Origin of the sequence: Actinomadura sp. 7K507 (genome assembly GCF_004348425.1) — a bacterium.
GTDB lineage: Bacteria > Actinomycetota > Actinomycetes > Streptosporangiales > Streptosporangiaceae > Spirillospora.
In genome coordinates this window covers 1-20,671 of the sequence record NZ_SMKK01000173.1, presented here as the reverse complement: position 1 = coordinate 20,671, position 20,671 = coordinate 1, and the positions used below count along the sequence as shown (strand labels likewise).

Below are 20,671 nucleotides of genomic sequence, written 5' to 3'. Positions count from 1 at the left end.
GGGCAGGTCCGGGCGCGGCTGCGCCGCGACTTCGCCGCCGACGAGGAGGACGGCGACCCCGCCGACCTGTGGTGGGAGCCGGTCCTGGAGCAGGCCGTGTCGGACGGGACGCTCCCGGCGCTCACCGGCGAGGCGTTCGGCGCCCTCGACCACATGTACGCGCTGCTCGCCGTCCGGTACGCCGAGGCGCCGCGGGAGCGCCGCCCGGGTGACACCCACGACGTCCTCGGGAAGGCGGTGCGTGTTCCGAGCGGCTACGCGTGGGGTCCGCTGCTCCACGAGAGCTTCGCCGAGCGCCTCCGCCTGGCCATGGGCGAGCCCGTCCCCGACTGGCCCGAGGCCTGAGCGGCGGTCTCCTTCGAGGCGGCCGGGTAGTTCAGGCGGCCGGGTAGTTCAGGCGGCCAGGTCGCGTTCGGCGATCACCTTGGTGATGCGGGCCCGGACGAGGTACTCGGTGGGGACGGCGTTGCGCGCCCCGAACTCCCCGGCGCGGGCGGCTCCCATGTAGCGGCCGCCGATGGCGGTGGCCCAGCGGCGCATCTCGTCCAGGTCCTCGATCAGGGACGCCTCGGCCTGGATCACGACGAAGGAGTAGGGCGGCGTCTGGTCGTCCACGCAGATGGAGACGCGCGGCTCGCGGGCCAGGGCGCGGCCCTTGACGGTGTCGCGGCCGGTGTTGAACACCACGTCGTCCCCGTCGAGGACGAACCAGACGGGCGTGACGTGCGGTGCCCCGTCCCTGCGGGTGACGGCCGCCTTGCCGGTGCGGGTGCCCTCGGAGACGAAGGCCCGCCACTCGCTCTCTGTCATCTTCTCCATGCGGCAAGTGAATCATCTCGGCGGCTACGGTGAGCGGCATGGACATCGTGACGTCGCAGGGGCCGGCCGAGGTGACGCTGGACGGGGTCGACGACCCGGCGTTCCTGCTGGTGCTGACGCACGGGTCGAACGGGGGAGTGGGGGCGCCCGACCTGCTCGCCGTGCGGGAGACCGCGCTCGGTCTCGGCGGCGCCGTCGCGCGGGTCATGCAGCCGTTCCGGCTCGCCGGACGCCGCGCGCCGGGCGCGGCGGCCAGGCAGGACGAGGCGTGGCTGGAGATCATCGGCGTGGTGCGGGGGAGGTTCGGGGACGTCCCGCTCGTGCAGGGAGGCCGGAGCAACGGCGCCCGGGTGGCGTGCCGGACGGCGGCGGAAGCGGGGGCGGCGGGCGTCGTGGCGCTGGCGTTCCCGCTGCGTCCGCCGCGCAGCCCGGAGAAGACCCGGGTGGAGGAGTTGCGTTCGGCGGGGGTGGAGGTCCTCGTCGTCAACGGTGACCGTGACCCGTTCGGGGTTCCGGACGCGGCCGACGCGGCGCACGTCGCGGTGCTGGCGGGGGAGCGGCACGATCTGAGCCGGGACCCCGCCGCGGCCGGGAGGGCGGCGGAGCCGTGGCTGCGGAGATGGGCGGCCCGTCCGGTGCGGGCGGGCGGCCCGGAGTAGCGGGTTCAGCGGGTCGGTTCCGGGCCCGGTGCGGGTCCGGAGACGGCGGGCGGGTGGGCCGTGCCCCCGAGGATGATCATCCGTTCGAACTAGTCCCCCCGTGGAGACCGTTCAAGCGGCGGACGGAGCCTGCAGGTCCGTCGGCCGGTGCGGTGCGATGACTCCCCCGTCGGGCAGCAGCTCACCGGTGTCCTCGAAGAGCACGACGCCGTTGCACAGCAGGCTCCACCCCTGCTCGGGGTGCGAGGCCAGCGTCCGCGCGGCGTCGCGGTCGGGTTCGTCGTGCGAGGGACAGGGCGGCTGGTGCGGGCACATCGTGGTGCCTCCGGTCTCAACTACTTGTCGGTCGTGTGCTTTCCTTTATTGACGCACCTAAGTGTGGAACGGTTCGCAATCCCCGGCTATAGCCCGTTGGGACGGTTGTCCGTTGGTACCGAGGTACCGGAGCATGTGACCCGTCTCACCCTGAGGTGCCAGGCACAGCGTCTCTCCCGGACGTGACGGACGAGGAACGACACGCCGTCCGGTCGTGAAACCTCGGCGATGCCCGCCGGGAACTACCCCACGCCGCCGATGACGAGTTCGAGCCCGGCGGTGAAGCGGGCGTCCCAGTCGACCGCGCGGTCCGCGCCGTCCTCGCCGGTGTCTCGCACCTCCAGCGCGGCGTGGCCGATCACGTAGCCGAGGAGGGTGTGCGCGGCGACCGCGGCCGTGTCCTCGGCGACACCGCCGCGGCGCAGGACCTCGCGCAGCGACGCGACCGTCGCGGTGAGCGCCGCGGGGTTGCGGCGGGTGACGACCAGGGGGAGCACGCCGGCGTGCGCCAGCAGCCGCCCCCGGTATCCGGCCGCCCAGCCGCGCAGGACGTCCTTCCAGGATCCGGGGGCCGCTCCCTCGGCCTGTGCGGGCGCCGAGGCGACGTGCGTGACGAGGCCGTCCAGGAGCTGCTCCTTGCCGCGGGGGAGGTGGTGGTAGATCGCCATCGCCTCGACCTCCAGCGCGTCGCCGAGGCGGCGCATCGTGAGCCGGCTGAGGCCCTGGCCGTCGACGATCTGCAGGGCCGTCTCGATGATCCGCTCGGTGGACAGCGGCGTCCGGTGCTGCGCGTTGATGCTGGGCTGCCTGACCATGAGCACAGACCTTACTACGTAAAGGGCCGAAGCCGGGTGTCCGCCGCCACGACACGCCCATGGCCCGCGTACGCTGGCTCCGACCGGATTCACGACCGCTGAGGGAGAACCACCATGCCGCTGGGCCGCCGGGTGAGCAAGGACGTCGCGGAGCTGTACGAGGCCGACCAGCGGCTGGCCGGCGAGTACGAGGGGCGCCTCGAGGCGGCGGGCGAGGCCGAGCGGGCGCTGCGGGACGCGCAGGGCGCGGACACGTCCGAGCCGGTGCTGCGGGAGCTGACGGCCGCGTTCGACCGGGCGATGACGTCCGTGCTCGCCGCCGCGGAGGCGTCCGAGCGGGTCGCGATGGGCACGAAGGTCTACTCGACGGGCGAGCAGGACGCCAAGACGCGCCGGGCCGCGGAGATCGCCTACCGCAAGGCCAAGGCACGGGCGGCGGTGCGCCCGTGGACCGACGAGGTCGACCGGCTGCGCACGGCCCGCGAGGCGCACCGCCTCAGCTTCCGCACGCAGCCCACCGCGGTCGTGTGAGCCTTCTCCGACGTGTGACGACACAGCGTCACCGGGTGGCACCGGCCACCGAACTTTGAGAGTCTGCCCTCTCGGGGAACGCCGGGGGAGCCCCGCGCAGCATGTCGCAGCAACGCGACGGGCGCGGCCGCGCCCCGGCGGGGAGGGCACACGGTGCTCTGGACGCGGGGGGAAGTCACGTGGAGCGCACGCCACCGGACCGGTGCCGCGTACTCGAGTCCTACCAGGACGGGATGCGGGCGATCCGGGCGCTGGCGGACAAGGCCGGCGACTGGGAGGCGCCGACGCCCTGCGCCGACTGGCGCCTGATCGATCTGGCCGGGCACCTGCGGTGCGTCGCGGAGAACTTCCTGGAGTACCTGCAGGACGCGCCCGACAGCCGGCTGGCCACGCTGTTCGCGCGGGAGGGGCCGGCCGCGGTGCTGATCAGGCAGCAGGCGCGGCAGAACGCGGCGGAGCTGGCGGTGCTGCCGCCCGAACCGGGACCCGACCGCATCATGGCGTTCGGGGTGTCGGCGGGGGCGTACGCGGACCTGATGCCGGACATGTGGGACCGGACGCATCTGATCTACCGCGGCACCAAGTACACGGTCGGCGACCACGCGGGCGCGGCGTGCGTGGAGTGGCATCTGCACGCCTGGGACATGGCCCGCGCCGTCGGGGAGCCGTACCAGCCGCGCGACCCCGACCTGCTGGTGTCGGCGTGGCACTGGGGTGTCCCGCATCTGCCGCTGTCGCCGGGGGACGCCTGGGAGTCGGTGCTGCGCGCGTCGGGCCGGTCGCCGCAGTGGCCGGACCCCGCCGGGGCGCCCGGCCGGGCGCGGGGCCGGCGCGCGGGCAGGCCTGCGCAGGGGGCGCGGGGCGTCAGACGCCCGCCGGCCTCCCCGGGCGGGCCCGCAGGTAGACCGTCCAGGTGATGGCGCAGCACACGGCGTAGAACGCGATGAACGCGAGGTAGGCGCCGTCGCCGGTGCCGTAGGCCAGGAACGACTGGCGGAAGGCCAGGTTGACCAGGACGCCGCCGAACGCGCCGACCGCGCCCGCGATGCCGATGAGCGCGCCGGCGAGCCTGCGCGCCCGGTGCTCGGCCGCGACCGGGTCGCCGCCGCCGGCGACGGCGATCTCGGCCTGCGCCCGGAAGATCGCGGGGATCATCTTGTAGGTGGAGCCGTTGCCGACGCCGCTGAACACGAACAGCAGGACGAATCCGGCGAGGAACAGCGCCAGCGACCCGCGCAGCGAGGCGGCCAGCACCAGGCCCGCCGCGGCGGCCATCGCGGCGAAGTTCCAGAACGTGACGGCCGCGCCGCCGAGCCGGTCGGCGAGCCGTCCGCCGGCGGGCCGGACGAGGGAGCCGAGCGCCGGGCCGAGGAACGTCAGGTACGCGGCCTTGACCGGCGTGTCGAACTCGGCCGCGAACTGGACCTGCAGGACCTGCCCGAACGCGAACCCGAACCCGATGAACGATCCGAAGGTGCCGATGTAGAGGACCGACATGATCCAGGTGTGGCCGTCCCGGCAGGCGTCCCGCATGGCGCGCCGGTCGTTGCGGACCTGCGTGAGGTTGTCCATGCGCAGGGCGGCGCCGAGGGCGGCGAGGACGATGAGCGGGATGTAGACGCCGGCGACGAGCCCGGGGCGGTCCTTGCCGGCCGTGGCGAGGACGAGGAGCCCGACGAGCTGGACGACGGCGACGCCGAGGTTGCCGCCGCCGGCGTTGATCCCGAGGGCCCAGCCCTTGAGCCGCTGCGGGTAGAACGCGTTGATGTTGGCCATCGAGGACGCGAAGTTGCCGCCGCCGACGCCGGCGACGGCCGCCAGGATCAGCAGCGTGGTGAACGAGACGCCGGGCTCGATGAGGAAGGCGGCGAGGACCGCGGGGACGAGCAGCAGCGAGGCGCTGAAGATCGTCCAGTTGCGGCCGCCGAACCGGGCGACGGCGAGGGTGTAGGGGATCCGCAGCGCGGACCCGACCAGCGCCGGGACGGCGGTGAGGGTGAACTTGCCGGCCGGGTCGATGCCGTAGGCGGGGCCGAGGAACAGCACCAGTACCGACCACAGCGTCCACACCGAGAAGCCGACGTGCTCGGAGAAGATCGAGAACACGAGGTTGCGCCGGGCGGTCCGCGCGCCGCCGGCCGACCAGAACGCGGGGTCCTCGGGCCGCCAGTCGTCGATCCAGCGTCCTGCGGGCGGACGGCCGCGGTCGCCGCGGGCGGCTTCGGTCGTGACGGTCATCGATTCCCTCTCCCTGGGGCGCCCTGTCCCTCTTCGCGGGGCGCGGCGGCGGCACGACGCTAGGAGCGGGGGGTTTCGCCGCTGTGTGAGCGGCCATACGGGAGTGATAACTCCGCCGCACAGCGCGTCTCCGCCGGCTGTGAGGCGGGGGGTGACCCGGCCGGTCCGGGGTAGGGCAGTGATCGCGAGGCGGCGGGGGAACGGAGACAGGATCGATGGCGACCTGCGAGGTTTGCGGCAACGACTACGCGATGGCGTTCGAGGTGCACGCGCAGGGGGCGGTGCACACGTTCGACTCGTTCGAGTGCGCGGTCACCCGGATGGCGCCGGTCTGCGAGAACTGCCAGTGCCGCATCATGGGGCACGGGGTGGATGTGGACGGCCGTTTCTACTGCTCCGCGCACTGCGCCCGGACGGCCGATCCCGAGCGCGGACGGCAGGCCAGGGACGCGGTGCCGGCCTAGGGCGGCATGGCCTGGAGCGGCGCCGGGCGGCCGGGCGTCAGCCGGGGGAGGTGCCGAACGGCTGCTCGCGGCCGTCCTCCAGGTAGACGGCGCGGCCGTCGGCCATGGCCCGCAGGCTGGGGTCCATCCGGCGGGCCACGTGCGGCGGCGCCAGCTCGGGGATCTTCTCCGGCGCGACGAGGACGTGGTCGGACAGCTCGTCGGGCGGCAGCCGGATCGCGGCGATCTGCTCGCCGGTGATGGCGCCGCCGAAGACGAACACGTTGACCGAGTCGACGCCGTCGTCGCGTGGTGAGCCCCAGTCGACGCAGGCCAGGCCGTCAAGGCGGGGGACGAGGCCGAGTTCCTCCGCGCACTCGCGCACGCAGGCCGACAGCGGGGACTCGTCGGCCTCGATGACCCCGCCGGGCAGGTACCAGCCTTCGCTGTAGGTGGGCTTGACCAGCAGGACCCGCCCGAGGTCGTCCAGGAGGAGCGCCGCCGCGGCACCGCGGGAGCGCGGCAGTGAGGCGTAGTAAGCAAGGTCGGGCATGTACCGAGATTAGGCGTGATCTTCGCGGGCCGGTCCGGGCCGGGCGGGGGCGGGGGCCGCTTCCGTGCGGAAGATCACCTTGGCGCCGCGAATCCGTTCGGCAACCGGGTGAATGGCGACGAAACGGCCATGACCGGGGTCGACAACGCTTGACACGCTCTCGTCAAGGCCGGCGGCCGGAACGGTCACGCCCCCTCCGGGAGCCCTGACCTCGCTGAACGCGCGGCGTGAACGCCTTTTAACGCTGGAGTCACATCGGGGACTCGCGGGCGAAACGGCCCCCGTCGAGTCTCGGGCGCATGATGGGGACTCCTACGCACTGCCCGTACTGCGCCCTGCAGTGCGGCATGACCCTGAGCCGCGGCGGCGCGGAGACGGGCGGCGGCACGGGAAAGCGCGGCGGCGCGGAGACGGGGGCCACGGTGAGGGTGGCGCCGCGCGACGACGTTCCCGCCAACCGCGGGGGGCTGTGCCAGAAGGGCTGGACGGCCGCGGAGCTGCTGACCGCCCCGGACCGGCTGACCGCGCCGATGATGCGCCGCAGCCGGGACGCGCCGCTGGAGCCCTGCACGTGGGACGAGGCGCTCGACCGCGTCGCCGCGGAGGCGAGCCGGCTCAGGGCGCTGCACGGGCCGGACGCCGTCGCGGTGTTCGGCGGCGGCGGGCTGACGAACGAGAAGGCCTACCAGCTCGGCAAGTTCGCCCGGGTGGCGCTCGGCACGTCGCAGATCGACTACAACGGCCGGTTCTGCATGTCGTCGGCCGCGGCGGCGTCCGGGCGGGCGTTCGGGATGGACCGCGGGCTGCCCGGCCCCGTCACGGACCTGGCGGCGTCCGGGGCCGTGCTGCTCGCCGGCGGGAACGTCGCCGAGACGATGCCGCCGTTCATGCGGCACCTGACCGAGATGCGCGACGGCGGCGGCGCGCTCATCGTCGTGGACCCGCGCCGCACCGCCACGGTCCGGCAGGCCGACCTGCACCTGCAGCCCGTGCCGGGCACCGACATCGCCCTCGCCAACGGCCTGCTGCACCTGCTGATCGCCGAGGGGCTGGCCGACGAGGACTACATCGCCGCCCGCACCACCGGGTTCGGCGCCGTCCGGACGGTCGTGAACGCGTACTGGCCGGACCGGGTCGAGCGGATCACCGGCGTGCCCGTCCCGCGGATGCGGGAGGCCGTGCGGCTGCTGGCCCGCGCGGGCCGCGCCCACGTCCTGACCGCGCGGGGCGCCGAGCAGCACGCCCGCGGCACCGACATGGTGAGCGCGTTCATCAACCTGGCGCTGGCCCTCGGGCTGCCGGGCCGCGCGGGCTCCGGCTACGGGTGCCTGACGGGGCAGGGCAACGGGCAGGGCGGGCGCGAGCACGGGCAGAAGGCCGACCAGCTGCCCGGCTACCGGAGGATCGACGACCCGGCGGCCCGCGCGCACGTGGCGGGCGTGTGGGGCGTGGACCCGGAGACCCTGCCGGGTCCCGGGAGTTCGGCGCATGAGCTGCTGTCGGCGCTCGGCACCGCCGCGGGGCCGAAGGCGCTGCTGCTGTTCGGGTCGAACCCGGTGGTGTCGGCGCCCGGTGCGGCGGCCGTGGAGGAGCGGCTCGGCGCCCTCGACCTGCTGGTGGTGGCCGACTTCGTCCCGTCGGAGACGGCGCGGCGCGCGGACGTGGTGCTGCCCGCGGCGCAGTGGGCCGAGGAGTCCGGGACGATGACGAACCTGGAGGGCCGGGTGCTGCGCCGGCGCCGCGCCGTCCCGCCGCCGGACGGCGTCCGCACCGATCTGGAGATCATCGGCGCGCTCGCCGGGCGGCTCAGGGCGCCGGGGGAGTGGAGCACGGACCCGGCGGAGGTCTTCGCCGAGCTGCGCCGCGCCAGCGCGGGCGGGACCGCCGACTACTCCGGCATCACCTACGAGCGGATCGAGGCGGAGGGCGGGGTGTTCTGGCCCTGCCCCTCGCGGGACCATCCGGGCACCCCGAGGCCCTACCTCGACCGTTTCCCCACGCCGGACGGGCTCGCCAGGTTCGTCCCGGCCGAGCACCACGGAGCCGACGAGGACGTCGACGCCGGCTATCCGGTGTACCTGACCACCGGCCGCGTCCTGGCGCAGTACCAGTCCGGTGCGCAGACCAGGCGGGTCCCCGCGCTGGCCGAGGCGGCGCCGGGGCCGTTCGTCGAGCTGCATCCCGACCTCGCCGCGCGGCTCGGCATCGAGGACGGCGGCCAGGTGCGGGTGGAGAGCCGCCGGGGGACGGCCACCGTCCGGGCGCGGCTCACCGGCGCGATACGCCACGACACCGTCTTCATGCCGTTCCACTGGGCGGGGGAGGGCCGCGCGAACCTGCTCACCAACCCGGCCCTGGACCCCGTGTCGCGCATGCCGGAGTTCAAGGTCTGCGCGGTCCGGCTGGAACCGGCGGCGGCCTCCCCGCCGCACGCACCGGGGGCGTGAGCGCCTTTTAACACGCCGGTGACAAAGGGGACCCAATCGCGAAACGGCCCCTGCGGAGGATCAGTCCATCAGTACCCGCCAGGAGGATGCCGCGCGATGACCACGACACCCGAAGCGACGATGACCAGGGGCCCGCGGGTCCGGCCGGCGGCCCGGACGAGCGCCGGCAGGACGGGCACGGCCCGCTGGTTCGACATCTGCTCCTACGCCGCCCTGACTCCCGAGCGCGGTGCCTGCGCGATGGTCGACGGGACGCAGGTGGCGATCTTCCGGGCCTTCGACGGGAGTCTGTACGCGCTGTCGAACCTCGACCCGTTCAGCGGCGCCTACGTGCTGTCCCGGGGGATCCTCGGCACCCGGGACGGCGTCCCGACCGTCGCGTCCCCCATGTACAAGCAGGTGTTCGACCTGCGGACCGGGGCGTGCCTGGACGACCCGCGGGTGGCGCTGCCGGCCTTCCCGGTCCGCCGCGCCGGCGACCGGGTGGAGGTGGCGCTCCCCGATGAGCACCGGCAGTGAGCCGCTGGCCGGGTTCGCCGTCGGCGTGACCGCGGCCCGCCGCCACGAGGAGCTCGCGACGCTGCTGGAACGGCGCGGCGCCCGGGTCGTGCTCGCCCCCGCCATCCGCCTGATCCCCCTCGCCGACGACGCCGAGCTGCTGGAGGCCACCCGCGCGTGCGCCGAGGCCCCCCTCGACCATGTCGTCGTCACGACCGGGATCGGGTTCCGCGCCTGGCTGGAGGCGGCCGACGGGTGGGGGATGCGGGACCGGCTCATCGCCCGGCTGGCGGGGAGCGGCATCGTGGCGCGCGGCCCGAAGGCGCGCGGCGCGATCCGGTCGGCGGGCCTTCAGGAACGCTGGTCGCCGGAGTCGGAGGAGTGCGCCGAGGTGACCCGGCGCCTGCTGGAGGAGGACCTCGCCGGCGCGCGGGTCGCCGTCCAGCTGTACGGGGAGCGGCAGCCGGAGCTGACCGGCGCGCTGCGCGCCGCGGGCGCCGAGGTGATCGAGATCCCGGTGTACCGGTGGTCGCGGACCGAGGACGCCACGCCGCTGCGGCGGCTCGTCGGCCAGGCCGTCGCGGGCACGGTCGACGCGATCACGTTCACCAGCGCGCCCGCGGTGGCCGCGACGCTGGCCGTGGCCGCCGAGGACGGGCTCGAGGAGTCCCTGCTGGAGGCGATGCGCGGCCCGGTGGTCGCGGCGTGCGTCGGGCCCGTCACCGCGCAGGCGCTCACCGGGCGCGGCGTCCCGACCGTCCAGCCGGAGCGCGCCAGGCTCGGCGCGCTGGTGCGGGCGCTGGTGTCGGACCTGCCGGTCCGCCGGTCGCGGCGGCTGTCGGTGCGCGGGTCCTCGCTGGAGCTGCGCGGGCACGCCGTCGTCCTGGACGGCCAGCTGCGGCCGATCGCGCCCGCGCCGATGGCGATCCTGCGGGCGCTCGCGAGGCGCCCCGGGCACGTGGTGTCGCGGGGGGAGCTGTGCGGCGTCCTGCCGAGCCGCCTCGTCGCCGGGGGCGCCGGCGCCGGGGGCGGATGGACGCGGGAGGCGCGGCCGCGGGAGGCGCGCCCGCAGGCCGACGAGCACGCGGTGGAGATGGCCGTGGCGCGGCTGCGGCGCGGCCTCGGCCGCCCCGGCATCGTGGAGACCGTCGTCAAGCGCGGCTACCGGCTGGCGTGCGATCCGCGCCTGGCCGAACCGCTCCGGACGGGCGCCGGAGGCTGAACGCGACTCCCGCCGCGCCGGATGGACACCGTGGTCCCCGGCGCGGTGGGCCCCCTGCCCGCCGGGCGGGGCGCTTTATGATCCTTCCTCCCGATGCCGCAGAATGGGGCGTATGCTCCAACCGGAGGGAGGCTCCATGCCGGACGGGGGACCGGCCGTCGAGGTGGACGGCCTGATCAAGAGGTTCGGCGAGGTGGAGGCCGTACGGGGGATCGAGTTCGCCGTGCGCCCGGGCGAGATCTTCGGGTTCCTCGGCCCGAACGGCGCGGGCAAGTCCACCACGATCAACATGCTCTGCACGCTGCTGAAGCCGACGGGCGGGCGTGCCCTGGTGGCCGGGTACGACGTGGTGCGCGAGCGCGACGACGTGCGCCGCAACATCGGGCTGGTGTTCCAGGACCCGACGCTCGACGGCTACCTGTCGGGCGAGCAGAACCTGCGCTTCCACGCCGAGCTGTACGGGGTGCCGCGGACGGTCATGCGCGAGCGGATGCGGCAGGTCCTGGAGATGGTCGGGCTGTGGGAGCGGCGCCGCGACCTGGTGCAGACCTACTCCGGCGGCATGAAGCGCCGCCTGGAGATCGCCCGCGGGCTGCTGCACTCGCCGCGGGTGCTGTTCCTGGACGAGCCGACCGTCGGCCTCGACCCGCAGACCCGGGCGTCGATCTGGGACTACATCCGGCAGCTCAAGGACGCCGAAGAGATCACGATCTTCATGACGACGCACTACATGGACGAGGCGGAGTTCTGCGACCGCATCGCGATCATGGATTCGGGGACGATCGTCGCGCTGGACACCCCCGAGGCGCTGAAGGCGGGCGTCGGCGAGGACCGGGTCCGGATCCAGACCTCCGACGACGAGGCGGCCATCGCCGCGCTCAAGGAGCGGTTCGACCTGGAGGCGGTCATGTCCGAGGGGGCCGTGACGTTCCGGGTGGCCGCCGGTGAGGAGTTCGTCCCGCGCCTGTTCGCCGGACTCGGCGTCCCGATCCGTTCGGTGAACGTGTCCCGGCCGTCGCTGGACGATGTGTTCATGTCCTTCACGGGCTCGACGATCCGGGACGCCGAGGCCGGGAGCAGCGACCGCATGCGCCTGACGATGCGCGCGATGGGGAGATGACGGAGGAGACGATGACGGGCACCACCGGGACGGGCACCACCGGGACGGGCACCACCGGGACGGGCACCACCGGGACGGGCGCCGCCGGGGCGACCGCCACCGACCGGGTGGGCCCGGTCGCCGACGTCGTCCGCGTCCGGGTGCCGGAGCCCGGCCTCCGGCAGGACGTGCGCGCGGTGAAGATCGTCCTGCACCGGGAGCTGCTGCGGTTCTGGCGGGACAAGCTGCGGATGGTGTCCGGCCTGGTCCAGCCGGTGCTGTGGCTGCTGGTCATGGGCACCGGCCTGTCCAACCTGATGGCCAGCGGGGGAGCCGGCGGCGAGATCGACCTGAAGACGTTCATCTTCCCGGGCGTGTGCGCGATGTCGGTGATGTTCACCGCGATGTTCTCCGCCGGGTCGATCGTGTGGGACCGCGAGTTCGGGTTCCTGCGCGAGATGCTCGTCGCCCCGGTGAGCCGCAGCGCCATCGTGATCGGCAAGTGCCTCGGCGGTGCGCTCGTGGCGACGCTGCAGGGCGTGGTGATCGTGGCGCTCGCGGGCCTGGCGGGGGTCCCCTACGACCCGATGCTGATGGCCGAGCTGATCGCCCTGATGTTCCTCGCGGCGTTCGCGCTGACCGGTTTCGGCGTGATGATGGCCGCGCGGATCAAGCAGATGCAGTCGTTCTTCGCCCTCATGCAGATGGCCATGCTGCCGATGATGTTCCTGTCCGGCGCCCTGTACCCGCTGCACGGCCTGCCGACCTGGCTGAGCGTCCTGACCAAGCTGAACCCGCTCACCTACGCCGTCGACCCGATGCGCCAGGCGGTGTTCTCCCGCCTCGACCTGTCGCCCGAGCTCCAGCAGGCGTTCAACTCGGGGGTGACGTGGAACGGCTGGGTCGTCCCTGTGTGGCTGCAGGTCCTCATCGTCGTGGGTATGGGCGTCGCGCTGATGAGCGTGGCGATCCTGGAGTTCCGCCACTCCGACTGACGCGCCGCCCGCCCTGGCGCACCGCCCCGCACCGACGCGCGGAGCCCGCCGGACCGTGGGCGGTCCGGCGGGCTCCGGTGCGTTGCGCGGGTCCTAGACGGCGAAGTCCAGCAGGGGACGGGCGTTGCTGGGGTGCCGCAGTTTCGACAGCGACTCCTTCTCCAGCTGGCGGATCCGCTCGCGGGTCAGCCCGAGGGCCTTGCCGATCTCGTCCAGGGTGCGCGGCGTCCCGTCGTACAGCCCGAACCGCATCGCCATGATCTTGGCCTCGCGGGGGGACAGGATGTCCAGGGTGCGGCGCAGCTGGTCGGCCATCAGCTGCCGGTCCACCAGCTCGGACGCCTCGGGGCTGTCGGTGTCCTCGATGAGGTCGCCGATGCGGGTCTCGCCGTCCTCGCCGATGGTGGAGTCCAGGCTGATCGGCTGGCGGCTGGTGCGCAGCAGCTCGCGGATCTGCTCGGGGCTCTTGTCCAGCTCGACGGCCAGTTCCTCCGGGGTGGGCTCGCGGCCCAGCCGCTGGTGCATGTCGCGCTCGATGCGGCTGAGCTTGCTCAGCATCTCCAGCACGTGGACGGGCAGCCGGATCGTGCGGGCCGAGTCGGCGAAGCCGCGCTGTATGGCCTGCCGGATCCACCACATCGCGTACGTGGAGAACTTGTAGCCCTTGGAGTAGTCGAACTTCTCGACCGCGCGGATCAGGCCGAGGTTGCCCTCCTGGACGACGTCCAGCAGCGACAGGCCGCGGTCGGAGTACTTCTTGGCGACCGACACCACGAGCCGGAGGTTGGCCTCCAGCATGTGGGCCTTGGCGCGGCGGCCGTCGGCGGCGACCCATTCCAGGTCGGCGCGGCGGCGGGGGGTGAGGTCCTCGGTCTCCAGCTTGTACTCGGCGTACAGCCCGGCCTCGATGCGCTTGGCGAGGTCGACCTCCTGCTCGGCGGTGAGCAGCTGGCGGCGCCCGATGGCCTTGAGGTAGGTGTGGACCGAGTCGCCCATGGTGGTCGACTGGTCGTCCAGGTCGGCGGGCTCGTCGGCGGCCTCGACCTCGGTGACGTCGAACCCTCCGTCGGTGGTGTCGTCCCCGGCGCCGCCCTTCCGGGCGGCCTTCGCGGCGGGGGCGGCCTTGCCGTTGGCGCCGTTCTTGCGGGGGGCGCGCCTCGAGGGGCCGGACGCCGCCGCCTGGGCGGCGTCTCCGCCGTCGTGGTCGGCGGCCGCGGCCATCTTGCGGACGGTGTCGGCCTCGCCGGCCAGGCTGATTCCGGCCTCGGACAGCTCGCGCAGGATGGAACGCCCCTGCGCCGGGCTGATCCCGGCGGTCTCGAAGGCCCCCCTCACCTCGTCGAGCGAGAGGCGCCCTTGGGCGCGGCCCCGCTTCAGGAGGTCGTCGAGCGCGGGGCCCGCCGCCTCCGTGAGCGGGGTCTCGACGGCGCTTCGCGGCATGGCGACACCCTCTCCCTTCGGTGTGTGAGTGCGGCGCGGATTGTTGTTCGCTGGTGGCGCACGCACTTAACGGAACGTCGCACGGCCGGGTTCTTGTTCCCGGCGCCCGGCAACGGCGGCCCGCGGGGGTCGTGGAGGAGCGACCCGATAGGCCGTGGTGCCCGGAGAGGGCGGTTTCACGCGGGCGGAGGCGATCCAGGCCCTATCTTACTATGTAAAGGGCGCGGGCCGTAACGAAACGCTTCAACCCGCTACGATCCCGGTTCATTCCACCACATCCGCCGCCGCGGAGCGGAGGCGCGCACGATCGGGCTTGCCGGACGCGAGCAGGGGGATGGCTTCCACCAGCTCGAGCTCGCGCGGCGCCGCGCAGGCGGGCATCGTCTCGCGGACGAAGGCCCGCAGCTCCGCCAGCTCCGGTGCCCCGGCGCCGGGGACCGGGACGACGACGGCGGCGACCCGCTCGCCCCATTCCGAGTCGGGACGCCCGACCACGACGACGTCGCGGATCTTGGGGTGGCGGGCCAGGGCGGCGGCGACCTCGCCCGCCACGACCTTCTCCCCGCCGGTGTTGATCACGTCGTCGAGGCGGCCGCGGACGCGCAGCCGGCCGTCCTCCAAGGCGCCGAGGTCCCGGGTGACGAACCATTCGCCGTCCCTGGCCCCGGCGGTCTCTTCGGGCCGCAGCCGGTAGCGGGTGAACAGGGACGGGCCGGCGAGGCGGATCCGTCCGTCGCCGCCGATCGCGGCGCGCATGCCGGGCAGGGGCGTCCCGTCGTAGACGCAGCCGCCGCAGGTCTCGCTCATCCCGTAGGTGGTGAAGACGCGGGCGCCGCGGCCGCGGGCCTTGGCGAGCATGCCGGGCGGGGCGGCGGCGCCGCCGAGGACGATCGCGCCGGTCCGCGACAGGTCGGTCCCGGCGTCCAGCAGGCGGCGCAGCTGCGTCGGCACCAGCGACACGTGGGCGCCTTCCGCCGCGGCGACGGCGGCCGGGTCGAAGCGGGGCGCGATGACCGGGGCGGTCCCGGCGACGAGGGAGCGGACGAGGACCTGCACGCCGGCGATGTGGCTTGTGGGCACGCAGCACAGCCACCGGTCTCCCGCCGCGGCGCCGATGCGGGTGAGGGTGCCCTCGGCGGAATGGCGCAGCGCGGCGGCGGCCAGCTCCACGAACTTGGGGGCGCCGGTGGAGCCGGAGGTGGCGATCAGCACGGCGGTGCCCTCGGCGACGGGGACGTGCCCGCCGCGGGGCGTGTGGGGGACGAGCCCGTCCGAGGTCTCGATCGCGTCAGGGGCCAGGGCGTCCAGAAGGGCCCGCAGCGCCGGCCGGGGCAGGGCGGGGGAGAGCGGGCAGACCGCGGGGCCGCCGTCGAGTGCTCCGGCCAGGGCCCGCAGCAGACGGGGGCCGGGCGGCAGGACGGCGGCGTGCAGAGGACGATCCATGATCTCATCAGGGTACGACCCCCGCTGAACGTGTTCGAATCCACGGCGGGTTGAATGGGGAGCGGCCGCCCGCGCCCCCGCCGGCGCGGACAACCTAGGGGAAGGACGACATGGTCTCGGAGCTGTTCGACGCGGACGCGTGGAAAGAGGTCGAGGGGTTCGGCTTCACCGACATCACCTACCACCGTGCCGTGGACCACGGCACGGTGCGGGTGGCGTTCAACCGTCCCGAGGTGCGCAACGCGTTCCGTCCCCACACGGTGGACGAGCTGTACCGGGCGCTGGACCATGCCCGGATGTCCAGCGACGTGGGCTGCGTGCTGCTGACGGGGAACGGGCCTTCGCCCAAGGACGGCGGCTGGTCGTTCTGCTCCGGCGGCGACCAGCGGATCCGTGGCAAGGACGGCTACCGGTACGCCGAGGGCGAGACGTCGGAGACGATCGACCCGGCGCGCGCGGGGCGGCTGCACATCCTGGAGGTGCAGCGGATGATCCGCTTCATGGGCAAGGTCGTCATCTGCGTGGTGCCCGGCTGGGCGGCGGGTGGCGGGCACAGCCTGCACGTGGTGTGCGATCTCACGCTCGCGAGCCGGGAGCACGCGCGGTTCAAGCAGACCGACGCGGACGTGGCGAGCTTCGACGGCGGTTTCGGGTCGGCGTACCTGGCGCGGCAGGTCGGGCAGAAGTTCGCCCGCGAGATCTTCTTCCTCGGCGACGACTACGACGCCGAGGCGGCGCACCGGATGGGCATGGTCAACGCGGTCGTCCCGCACGCGGAGCTGGAGGCGACGGCGCTGGAGTGGGGGCGCAAGGTCAACGGCAAGAGCCCGACGGCGCAGCGGATGCTGAAGTACGCGTTCAACCTGGTCGACGACGGCATCGTGGGGCAGCAGGTGTTCGCGGGGGAGGCCACGCGGCTCGCCTACGGCACCGCCGAGGCGGCCGAGGGCCGGGACTCGTTCCTGGAGAAGCGGGAGCCCGACTGGTCCCCCTACCCGTGGTACTACTAAAAGCCGAACGCACGGTGTGATCCGGGAATACCGTGATTCGGCACGCAGGTCAGGGGGTTTCCGGGTGCGGGTCTACTCCATCCCGATGCGGACGCGGTTCCGCGGTGTCACGCGGCGGGAGGGCGTCCTGGTCCGCGGCCGCGCGGGATGGGGCGAGTTCTCGCCGTTCCCCGAGTACGGCCCGGCCGAATGCGCCCGCTGGCTGGCCGCGGCGCGCGAGGCCGCGTGGGACGGGTGGCCGGCGCCCGTCCGCGAGGCGGTCCCGGTGAACGTGACGATCCCGGCGGTCGGCCCGGACCGGGCGTTCGCGATGACGAAGGACTCCGGCTGCCGCACCGCGAAGGTCAAGGTCGCCGAGCGCGGCCAGACCGACGCCGACGACCTGGCGCGGGTGGAGGCCGTCCGCGACGCGATCGGCCCGGACGGGCGGGTCCGGGTGGACGTCAACGGCGGCTGGGACGTCGACCACGCCGCCCGGATGATCCGGTCGCTGGACCGGTGGGAGCTGGAGTACGTCGAGCAGCCCTGCGCGACGCTGGAGGAGCTGGCGCTGGTGCGGCGGCGGGTGGACGTGCCGGTCGCGGCGGACGAGTCGATCCGCCGCGCCGAGGACCCGCTGAAGGTGCGGGCGGCGGGCGCCGCCGACGTGGCGGTGCTGAAGGTGCAGCCGCTGGGCGGGGTCGCCGCGGCGCTGCGGGTCGCGGAGGCGTGCGGGCTGCCGGTGGTGGTGTCGAGCGCGGTGGAGACGTCGGTGGGGCTGGCGGCCGGGGTGGCGCTGGCCGCGGCGCTGCCGGAGCTGCCGTACGCGTGCGGGCTGGGGACGCTGTCGCTGCTGGAGGGCGACGTCGCCGGCGATCCGCTGTGGCCGGTGGCGGGGGAGATCGCGGTGCGGCGTCCCGTGGTGGACGAGGAGGCGCTGCGCCGCTGGGAGGCCCCCGATGAGGCCCGCGGCGGGGTATGGCGTGAGCGTGTCGCCGGGGCGCAGGCGCATCTGGGCGGTCCCGCGGTGATCGGGGCTGCGCCGTGAACCCGGCGACGGCGCTGGCGACCGTGATGGTGGACGAGCTGCAGCGCTGCGGGATGACCGACGCGGTGCTGGCGCCGGGGTCGCGGTCGGCGCCGCTGGCGCTGGCCCTGGACGCCGCCGCGGAGGCGGGGCGGATCCGGCTGCACGTGCGGATCGACGAGCGGTCGGCGTCGTTCCTCGGGCTGGGCATCGCCAAGCGGTCGGGCCGCCCGGTGGCGCTGGTGTGCACGTCCGGGACGGCGGCGGCGAACTTCCATCCGGCGGTGATCGAGGCGCACGAGTCGGGCGTCCCGCTGGTCGTGATCACGGCGGATCGTCCGCCGGAGCTGCGCGACACCGGCGCGAACCAGACGATCGACCAGGTGAAGCTGTACGGGACGGCGGTGCGGTGGAGCACCGAGATCGGCGTCCCGGAGAACCGGCCGGGCATGGTGGCGTACTGGCGGTCGCTGGTGAGCCGCGCGTGGGGGCTGGCGCAGGCGCCGGGGGCGGGCCCGGTGCATCTGAACGCCGCGTTCCGCGAGCCGCTGATCCCCGACGGCGACGAGACGTGGTGCGAGCCCCTCGACGGCGACGCGACGGGCGCGTGGACGAAGGTGCGGGCGGCCACGCCCGGGACGGTGCTGCACGTCCCGCCGACGAGGCGGGGCGTCCTCGTGGTGGGGGACGGCGCGTCCAACGTCAAGCGCTACGTGGCGGCGGCGTCGATGGCGGGCTGGCCGGTGCTGGCCGAGCCGCACGGCAACGCCCGCTACGGCGACCACGCGCTGTCGTCGCATCATTTCCTGCTGGGCGTCCCGGAGTTCGTGGAGCGGCACCGTCCCGAGGTGGTGGTGACGCTGGGCAAGCCGGGCCTGTCGCGGCCGATGATGTCGCTGCTGCGGCGCGCGGAGGAGCACATCGTCCTGGCGCCGGATCTGGCGCACTGGCCCGATCCCGTCCGGTCGGCGACGCAGGTCGCGCCGGAGGTGGAGATCCCGGTGGTGTCGGGCGACGACGCGTGGCTGAAGTCGTGGCGGACCGCGGACCTGGCCGCCGCGGCCGCGGTCGACGAGGTGCTGGACGCGGTGCCGGAGGTGAGCGAGCCGCGGCTGGCCCGCGACCTGGTCGCGGCGCTGCCGGGCGGGTCGCTGCTGCTGGCGGCCGCGAGCATGCCGATCCGCGACCTGGACCAGGTGATGCGGCCGCGGCGCGGCATCCGGATCCTGGCCAACCGGGGCGCCAGCGGCATCGACGGGCTGGTGTCGACCGCGATGGGCGCGGCGCTGGCGCACAGCGGCCGGTCGTTCGCGCTGCTCGGCGACCTGGCGTTCCTGCACGACCAGAACGGGCTGGTGCTCGGCCCGCGGGACCGGCGGCCCGACCTGACGATCATCGTGGTGAACAACCAGGGCGGCGGGATCTTCTCGCTGCTGCCGCAGGCGGCCCTGTCCGACCCGTTCGAGCGGGTCTTCGGCACCCCGCACCAGGTGGACCTGGAGGCCCTCGCCGCGGCGTACGGCCTCCCGTACCGGCGTCTGGACGCCGCGGCCGGCGTGCCGAAGGCGCTGGCGGGGGAGGGGCTGCGGATCGTGGAGGCGCGCACGGACCGGCACGCGAACGCGGTGCTGCACGCCGAGATGCGCAAGGCCGCCCACGCCGCGGTCCGCAACGTCCTCGCCTGACCGGCACCGTCTGACCGGCACCGCAAGGCTCTGCCGCCCGTGATCCCCTAGTCGCTTGAGCCTTAAAATTACAATGTAAAGGCGTCGGGCTGGTGCGATCTCCTCACTGCCAGCACAACCAACAGACGACAACGACGAGAAGCCGCACGGCGGCTGGTTCATGGGTTGTTCAGGCGAGGAGCCGTGTGCGGAGGGCTTCGGTGTCGTCGGTGGTCCAGCCGTGGCCGGACAGCCAGCCGAGCGTCCCGCCGAACTGCTCGTCGACCCGGGCGAAGAGCTTTTCCATGATGGTCGCGTGGGGGAGATGGGAGTCGGCCGGCCGGGAGTCGAGGTCGGTGGCGTAGGTGTCGCTGCCGCGGAGGCGGCGCAGGATCGCCTCCAGCCGTTCGCCGGTCTGGGCGTAGTCGGCGACGATCGCCTCGCGTGTGACGCCGGCGACGTCCAGGGCGAGGGCGCAGACGACGCCGGTGCGGTCCTTGCCCGCCGCGCAGTGCACGAGTGACGCCCCGTCGGTGCGGGTCATGACGCGGAGGGCGGCGACGATGGAGTCGCCGCGGTCGTTGAGGTAGCCGAGGTAGTGGCCCGTGGCGCGGTCCGGCTGCGGGCCGTCCGCGGGACGTTCCTGCCAGGGGAGCGCCTTGCCGACGTCGACGGTGTCGGCGGCGACGTCGGTGTGGCGGCCGCCTTCGGGGAACAGGGACAGCTGGTGGACGGTGACGGAGGGTACGCGTGCGAGCGGGCCGGGGCCTTCGAGGCGGACTTCCGCGTCGCTGCGCAGGTCGATGACGTTCTTGAGGCCGTAGTCGTCGAGGAGGAGCCGTACGTCGGCGACGGAGAGGTCCTGGAGGTTGTCCGAGCGCAGCACCCGGGCCCGCCGTGTCGTCCGCCCGTCGGCGGTGGGCAGTCCGCCCAGGTCGCGGACGTTGACCGCACCGTCCAGGTCGATCCACCGGGTCGCGTCATCCATGACTTGTGACCCTATATGGCTGTCGTGCCTGGTCCCTTGCGCAGGGTCCCGTCTGCGCGGGATGGGGTATGGGGGGTTAGCTCTACCCGGATAGGGGTGCTGGGCTCCTGTGACGGCCGGTGCTGCGGGGGAAGGGTGGAGGGCACCTGCGGTGGTGATCCGGGAATGCGGGGTTCCGGGCGTGACCGGGACCTGGGAGCCAGACCGTGTATGGCTCTGCAGCGTGGCGACCCGACGGTCTCACGCTCCGTATTTTTGAATCGGTCGTCCCCGCTGTTTCGTGAATGGAGACTTCATGCCCGCGACTCTGCCCGCTCTGCCCGTTCCGCCCGCTGAGCAGGGCCGGTCGTCAGGCAGCGACTTCGCGCCGCTGGCGCGGCGCGTCCGCGAGAGCGGGCTGATGGACCGCCGTCGCGGCTACTACGTGCGAGCCATCGGGCTGAACCTCGCGGCCACGGCCGCGGTGTGGGGCGCGGTGGCGTGGGT

20 protein-coding genes and 2 pseudogenes are annotated in these 20,671 nt (G+C 73.9%); 14 read left to right on the top strand and 8 right to left on the bottom strand.

Going from position 1 to position 20,671, the window contains the following annotated elements:
• A pseudogene (locus E1285_RS31365) lies at positions 1 to 345 on the top strand (tetratricopeptide repeat protein); the annotation flags it as partial.
• Between the two features lie 48 nt (positions 346 to 393).
• Here the strand turns inward: E1285_RS31365 and E1285_RS31360 are convergent.
• Entirely contained in the window at positions 394 to 819 is a 426-nt protein-coding gene (locus tag E1285_RS31360; RefSeq protein WP_132158185.1) for a PPOX class F420-dependent oxidoreductase, read from the bottom strand.
• Positions 820 to 857: 38 nt separating this feature from the next.
• On the opposite strand from E1285_RS31360, the gene E1285_RS31355 reads away from it, so the two are divergent.
• Positions 858 to 1,478, top strand: a complete 621-nt coding sequence (locus E1285_RS31355; protein WP_132158184.1) for an alpha/beta family hydrolase — start codon at positions 858 to 860, stop codon at positions 1,476 to 1,478.
• A 111-nt stretch (positions 1,479 to 1,589) separates the two neighbouring features.
• Here the strand turns inward: E1285_RS31355 and E1285_RS31350 are convergent, their stop codons facing one another.
• Positions 1,590 to 1,793 carry a DUF5999 family protein gene (locus tag E1285_RS31350; protein WP_131882899.1) on the bottom strand — a complete coding sequence of 68 codons (204 nt, stop codon included), beginning with the start codon at positions 1,791 to 1,793 and terminating at the stop codon, positions 1,590 to 1,592.
• Positions 1,794 to 2,035: 242 nt separating this feature from the next.
• Entirely contained in the window at positions 2,036 to 2,608 is a 573-nt protein-coding gene (locus E1285_RS31345) for a TetR/AcrR family transcriptional regulator C-terminal domain-containing protein (RefSeq protein WP_132158183.1), read from the bottom strand.
• A gap of 114 nt (positions 2,609 to 2,722) precedes the next feature.
• Between E1285_RS31345 and E1285_RS31340 the strand changes: the two genes are divergently transcribed.
• Both E1285_RS31340 and E1285_RS31335 read left to right on the top strand, forming a co-directional pair.
• A complete protein-coding gene (locus E1285_RS31340; RefSeq protein WP_132158182.1) occupies positions 2,723 to 3,139 on the top strand; it encodes a plectin in 417 nt (138 codons plus the stop codon).
• Positions 3,140 to 3,318: 179 nt separating this feature from the next.
• On the top strand, positions 3,319 to 4,056 hold the full coding sequence (locus E1285_RS31335; protein WP_132158181.1) for a maleylpyruvate isomerase N-terminal domain-containing protein: 738 nt from the start codon (positions 3,319 to 3,321) through the stop codon (positions 4,054 to 4,056).
• On the opposite strand, the gene E1285_RS31330 is transcribed toward E1285_RS31335, so the two are convergent.
• Positions 4,004 to 5,377, bottom strand: a complete 1,374-nt coding sequence (locus E1285_RS31330) for a nitrate/nitrite transporter (RefSeq protein WP_132158180.1) — start codon at positions 5,375 to 5,377, stop codon at positions 4,004 to 4,006. The genes E1285_RS31335 and E1285_RS31330 overlap by 53 nt on opposite strands.
• Positions 5,378 to 5,592: 215 nt before the next feature.
• Here E1285_RS31330 and E1285_RS31325 point away from each other — a divergent pair, with 215 nt between their 5' ends.
• Entirely contained in the window at positions 5,593 to 5,841 is a 249-nt protein-coding gene (locus E1285_RS31325; RefSeq protein WP_132158179.1) for a hypothetical protein, read from the top strand.
• Positions 5,842 to 5,878: 37 nt separating this feature from the next.
• On the opposite strand, the gene E1285_RS31320 is transcribed toward E1285_RS31325, so the two are convergent.
• Positions 5,879 to 6,373, bottom strand: a complete 495-nt coding sequence (locus tag E1285_RS31320; RefSeq protein ID WP_132158178.1) for an NUDIX hydrolase — start codon at positions 6,371 to 6,373, stop codon at positions 5,879 to 5,881.
• 302 nt (positions 6,374 to 6,675) lie between these two features.
• On the opposite strand from E1285_RS31320, the gene E1285_RS31315 reads away from it, so the two are divergent.
• The 5 genes from E1285_RS31315 to E1285_RS31295 all read left to right on the top strand — a co-directional run bounded on the left by E1285_RS31315 (position 6,676) and on the right by E1285_RS31295 (position 12,634).
• A complete protein-coding gene (locus E1285_RS31315) occupies positions 6,676 to 8,820 on the top strand; it encodes a molybdopterin-dependent oxidoreductase (protein ID WP_132158188.1) in 2,145 nt (714 codons plus the stop codon).
• Positions 8,821 to 8,916: 96 nt separating this feature from the next.
• A complete protein-coding gene (gene nirD / locus E1285_RS31310) occupies positions 8,917 to 9,339 on the top strand; it encodes a nitrite reductase small subunit NirD (RefSeq protein WP_132158177.1) in 423 nt (140 codons plus the stop codon).
• A complete protein-coding gene (locus E1285_RS31305) occupies positions 9,323 to 10,540 on the top strand; it encodes a uroporphyrinogen-III synthase (protein WP_132158176.1) in 1,218 nt (405 codons plus the stop codon). Before nirD ends, E1285_RS31305 begins: the two co-directional genes overlap by 17 nt.
• Positions 10,541 to 10,676: 136 nt before the next feature.
• Positions 10,677 to 11,660 (top strand): ATP-binding cassette domain-containing protein, encoded by a 984-nt coding sequence (locus tag E1285_RS31300; RefSeq protein WP_132158175.1) that lies wholly within the window; start codon positions 10,677 to 10,679, stop codon positions 11,658 to 11,660.
• Positions 11,657 to 12,634 (top strand): ABC transporter permease, encoded by a 978-nt coding sequence (locus E1285_RS31295; RefSeq protein ID WP_243723169.1) that lies wholly within the window; start codon positions 11,657 to 11,659, stop codon positions 12,632 to 12,634. Before E1285_RS31300 ends, E1285_RS31295 begins: the two co-directional genes overlap by 4 nt.
• A gap of 93 nt (positions 12,635 to 12,727) precedes the next feature.
• Here the strand turns inward: E1285_RS31295 and E1285_RS31290 are convergent, their stop codons facing one another.
• Positions 12,728 to 14,074, bottom strand: a complete 1,347-nt coding sequence (locus E1285_RS31290; protein ID WP_132158174.1) for an RNA polymerase sigma factor — start codon at positions 14,072 to 14,074, stop codon at positions 12,728 to 12,730.
• A gap of 264 nt (positions 14,075 to 14,338) precedes the next feature.
• Positions 14,339 to 15,517: an AMP-binding protein gene (locus tag E1285_RS31285; RefSeq protein WP_207946953.1), complete on the bottom strand. Its 1,179-nt coding sequence runs from the start codon at positions 15,515 to 15,517 to the stop codon at positions 14,339 to 14,341.
• A 110-nt stretch (positions 15,518 to 15,627) separates the two neighbouring features.
• On the opposite strand from E1285_RS31285, the gene E1285_RS31280 reads away from it, so the two are divergent.
• The 3 genes from E1285_RS31280 to menD all read left to right on the top strand — a co-directional run bounded on the left by E1285_RS31280 (position 15,628) and on the right by menD (position 19,218).
• Complete coding sequence (locus E1285_RS31280; protein ID WP_132158173.1) at positions 15,628 to 16,527, top strand: 1,4-dihydroxy-2-naphthoyl-CoA synthase; 900 nt, start codon at positions 15,628 to 15,630, stop codon at positions 16,525 to 16,527.
• Positions 16,528 to 16,591: 64 nt separating this feature from the next.
• Positions 16,592 to 17,554, top strand: coding sequence for an o-succinylbenzoate synthase (locus tag E1285_RS31275; RefSeq protein WP_132158172.1), 963 nt, complete (start codon positions 16,592 to 16,594; stop codon positions 17,552 to 17,554).
• Entirely contained in the window at positions 17,551 to 19,218 is a 1,668-nt protein-coding gene (menD, locus tag E1285_RS31270) for a 2-succinyl-5-enolpyruvyl-6-hydroxy-3-cyclohexene-1-carboxylic-acid synthase (protein WP_132158171.1), read from the top strand. Before E1285_RS31275 ends, menD begins: the two co-directional genes overlap by 4 nt.
• 169 nt (positions 19,219 to 19,387) lie before the next feature.
• Here menD and E1285_RS31265 read toward each other — a convergent pair whose 3' ends face one another.
• On the bottom strand, positions 19,388 to 20,185 hold the full coding sequence (locus E1285_RS31265; RefSeq protein ID WP_132158170.1) for a tyrosine-protein phosphatase: 798 nt from the start codon (positions 20,183 to 20,185) through the stop codon (positions 19,388 to 19,390).
• Between the two features lie 295 nt (positions 20,186 to 20,480).
• On the opposite strand from E1285_RS31265, the pseudogene E1285_RS31260 reads away from it, so the two are divergent.
• A pseudogene (locus E1285_RS31260) lies at positions 20,481 to 20,671 on the top strand (NYN domain-containing protein); the annotation flags it as partial.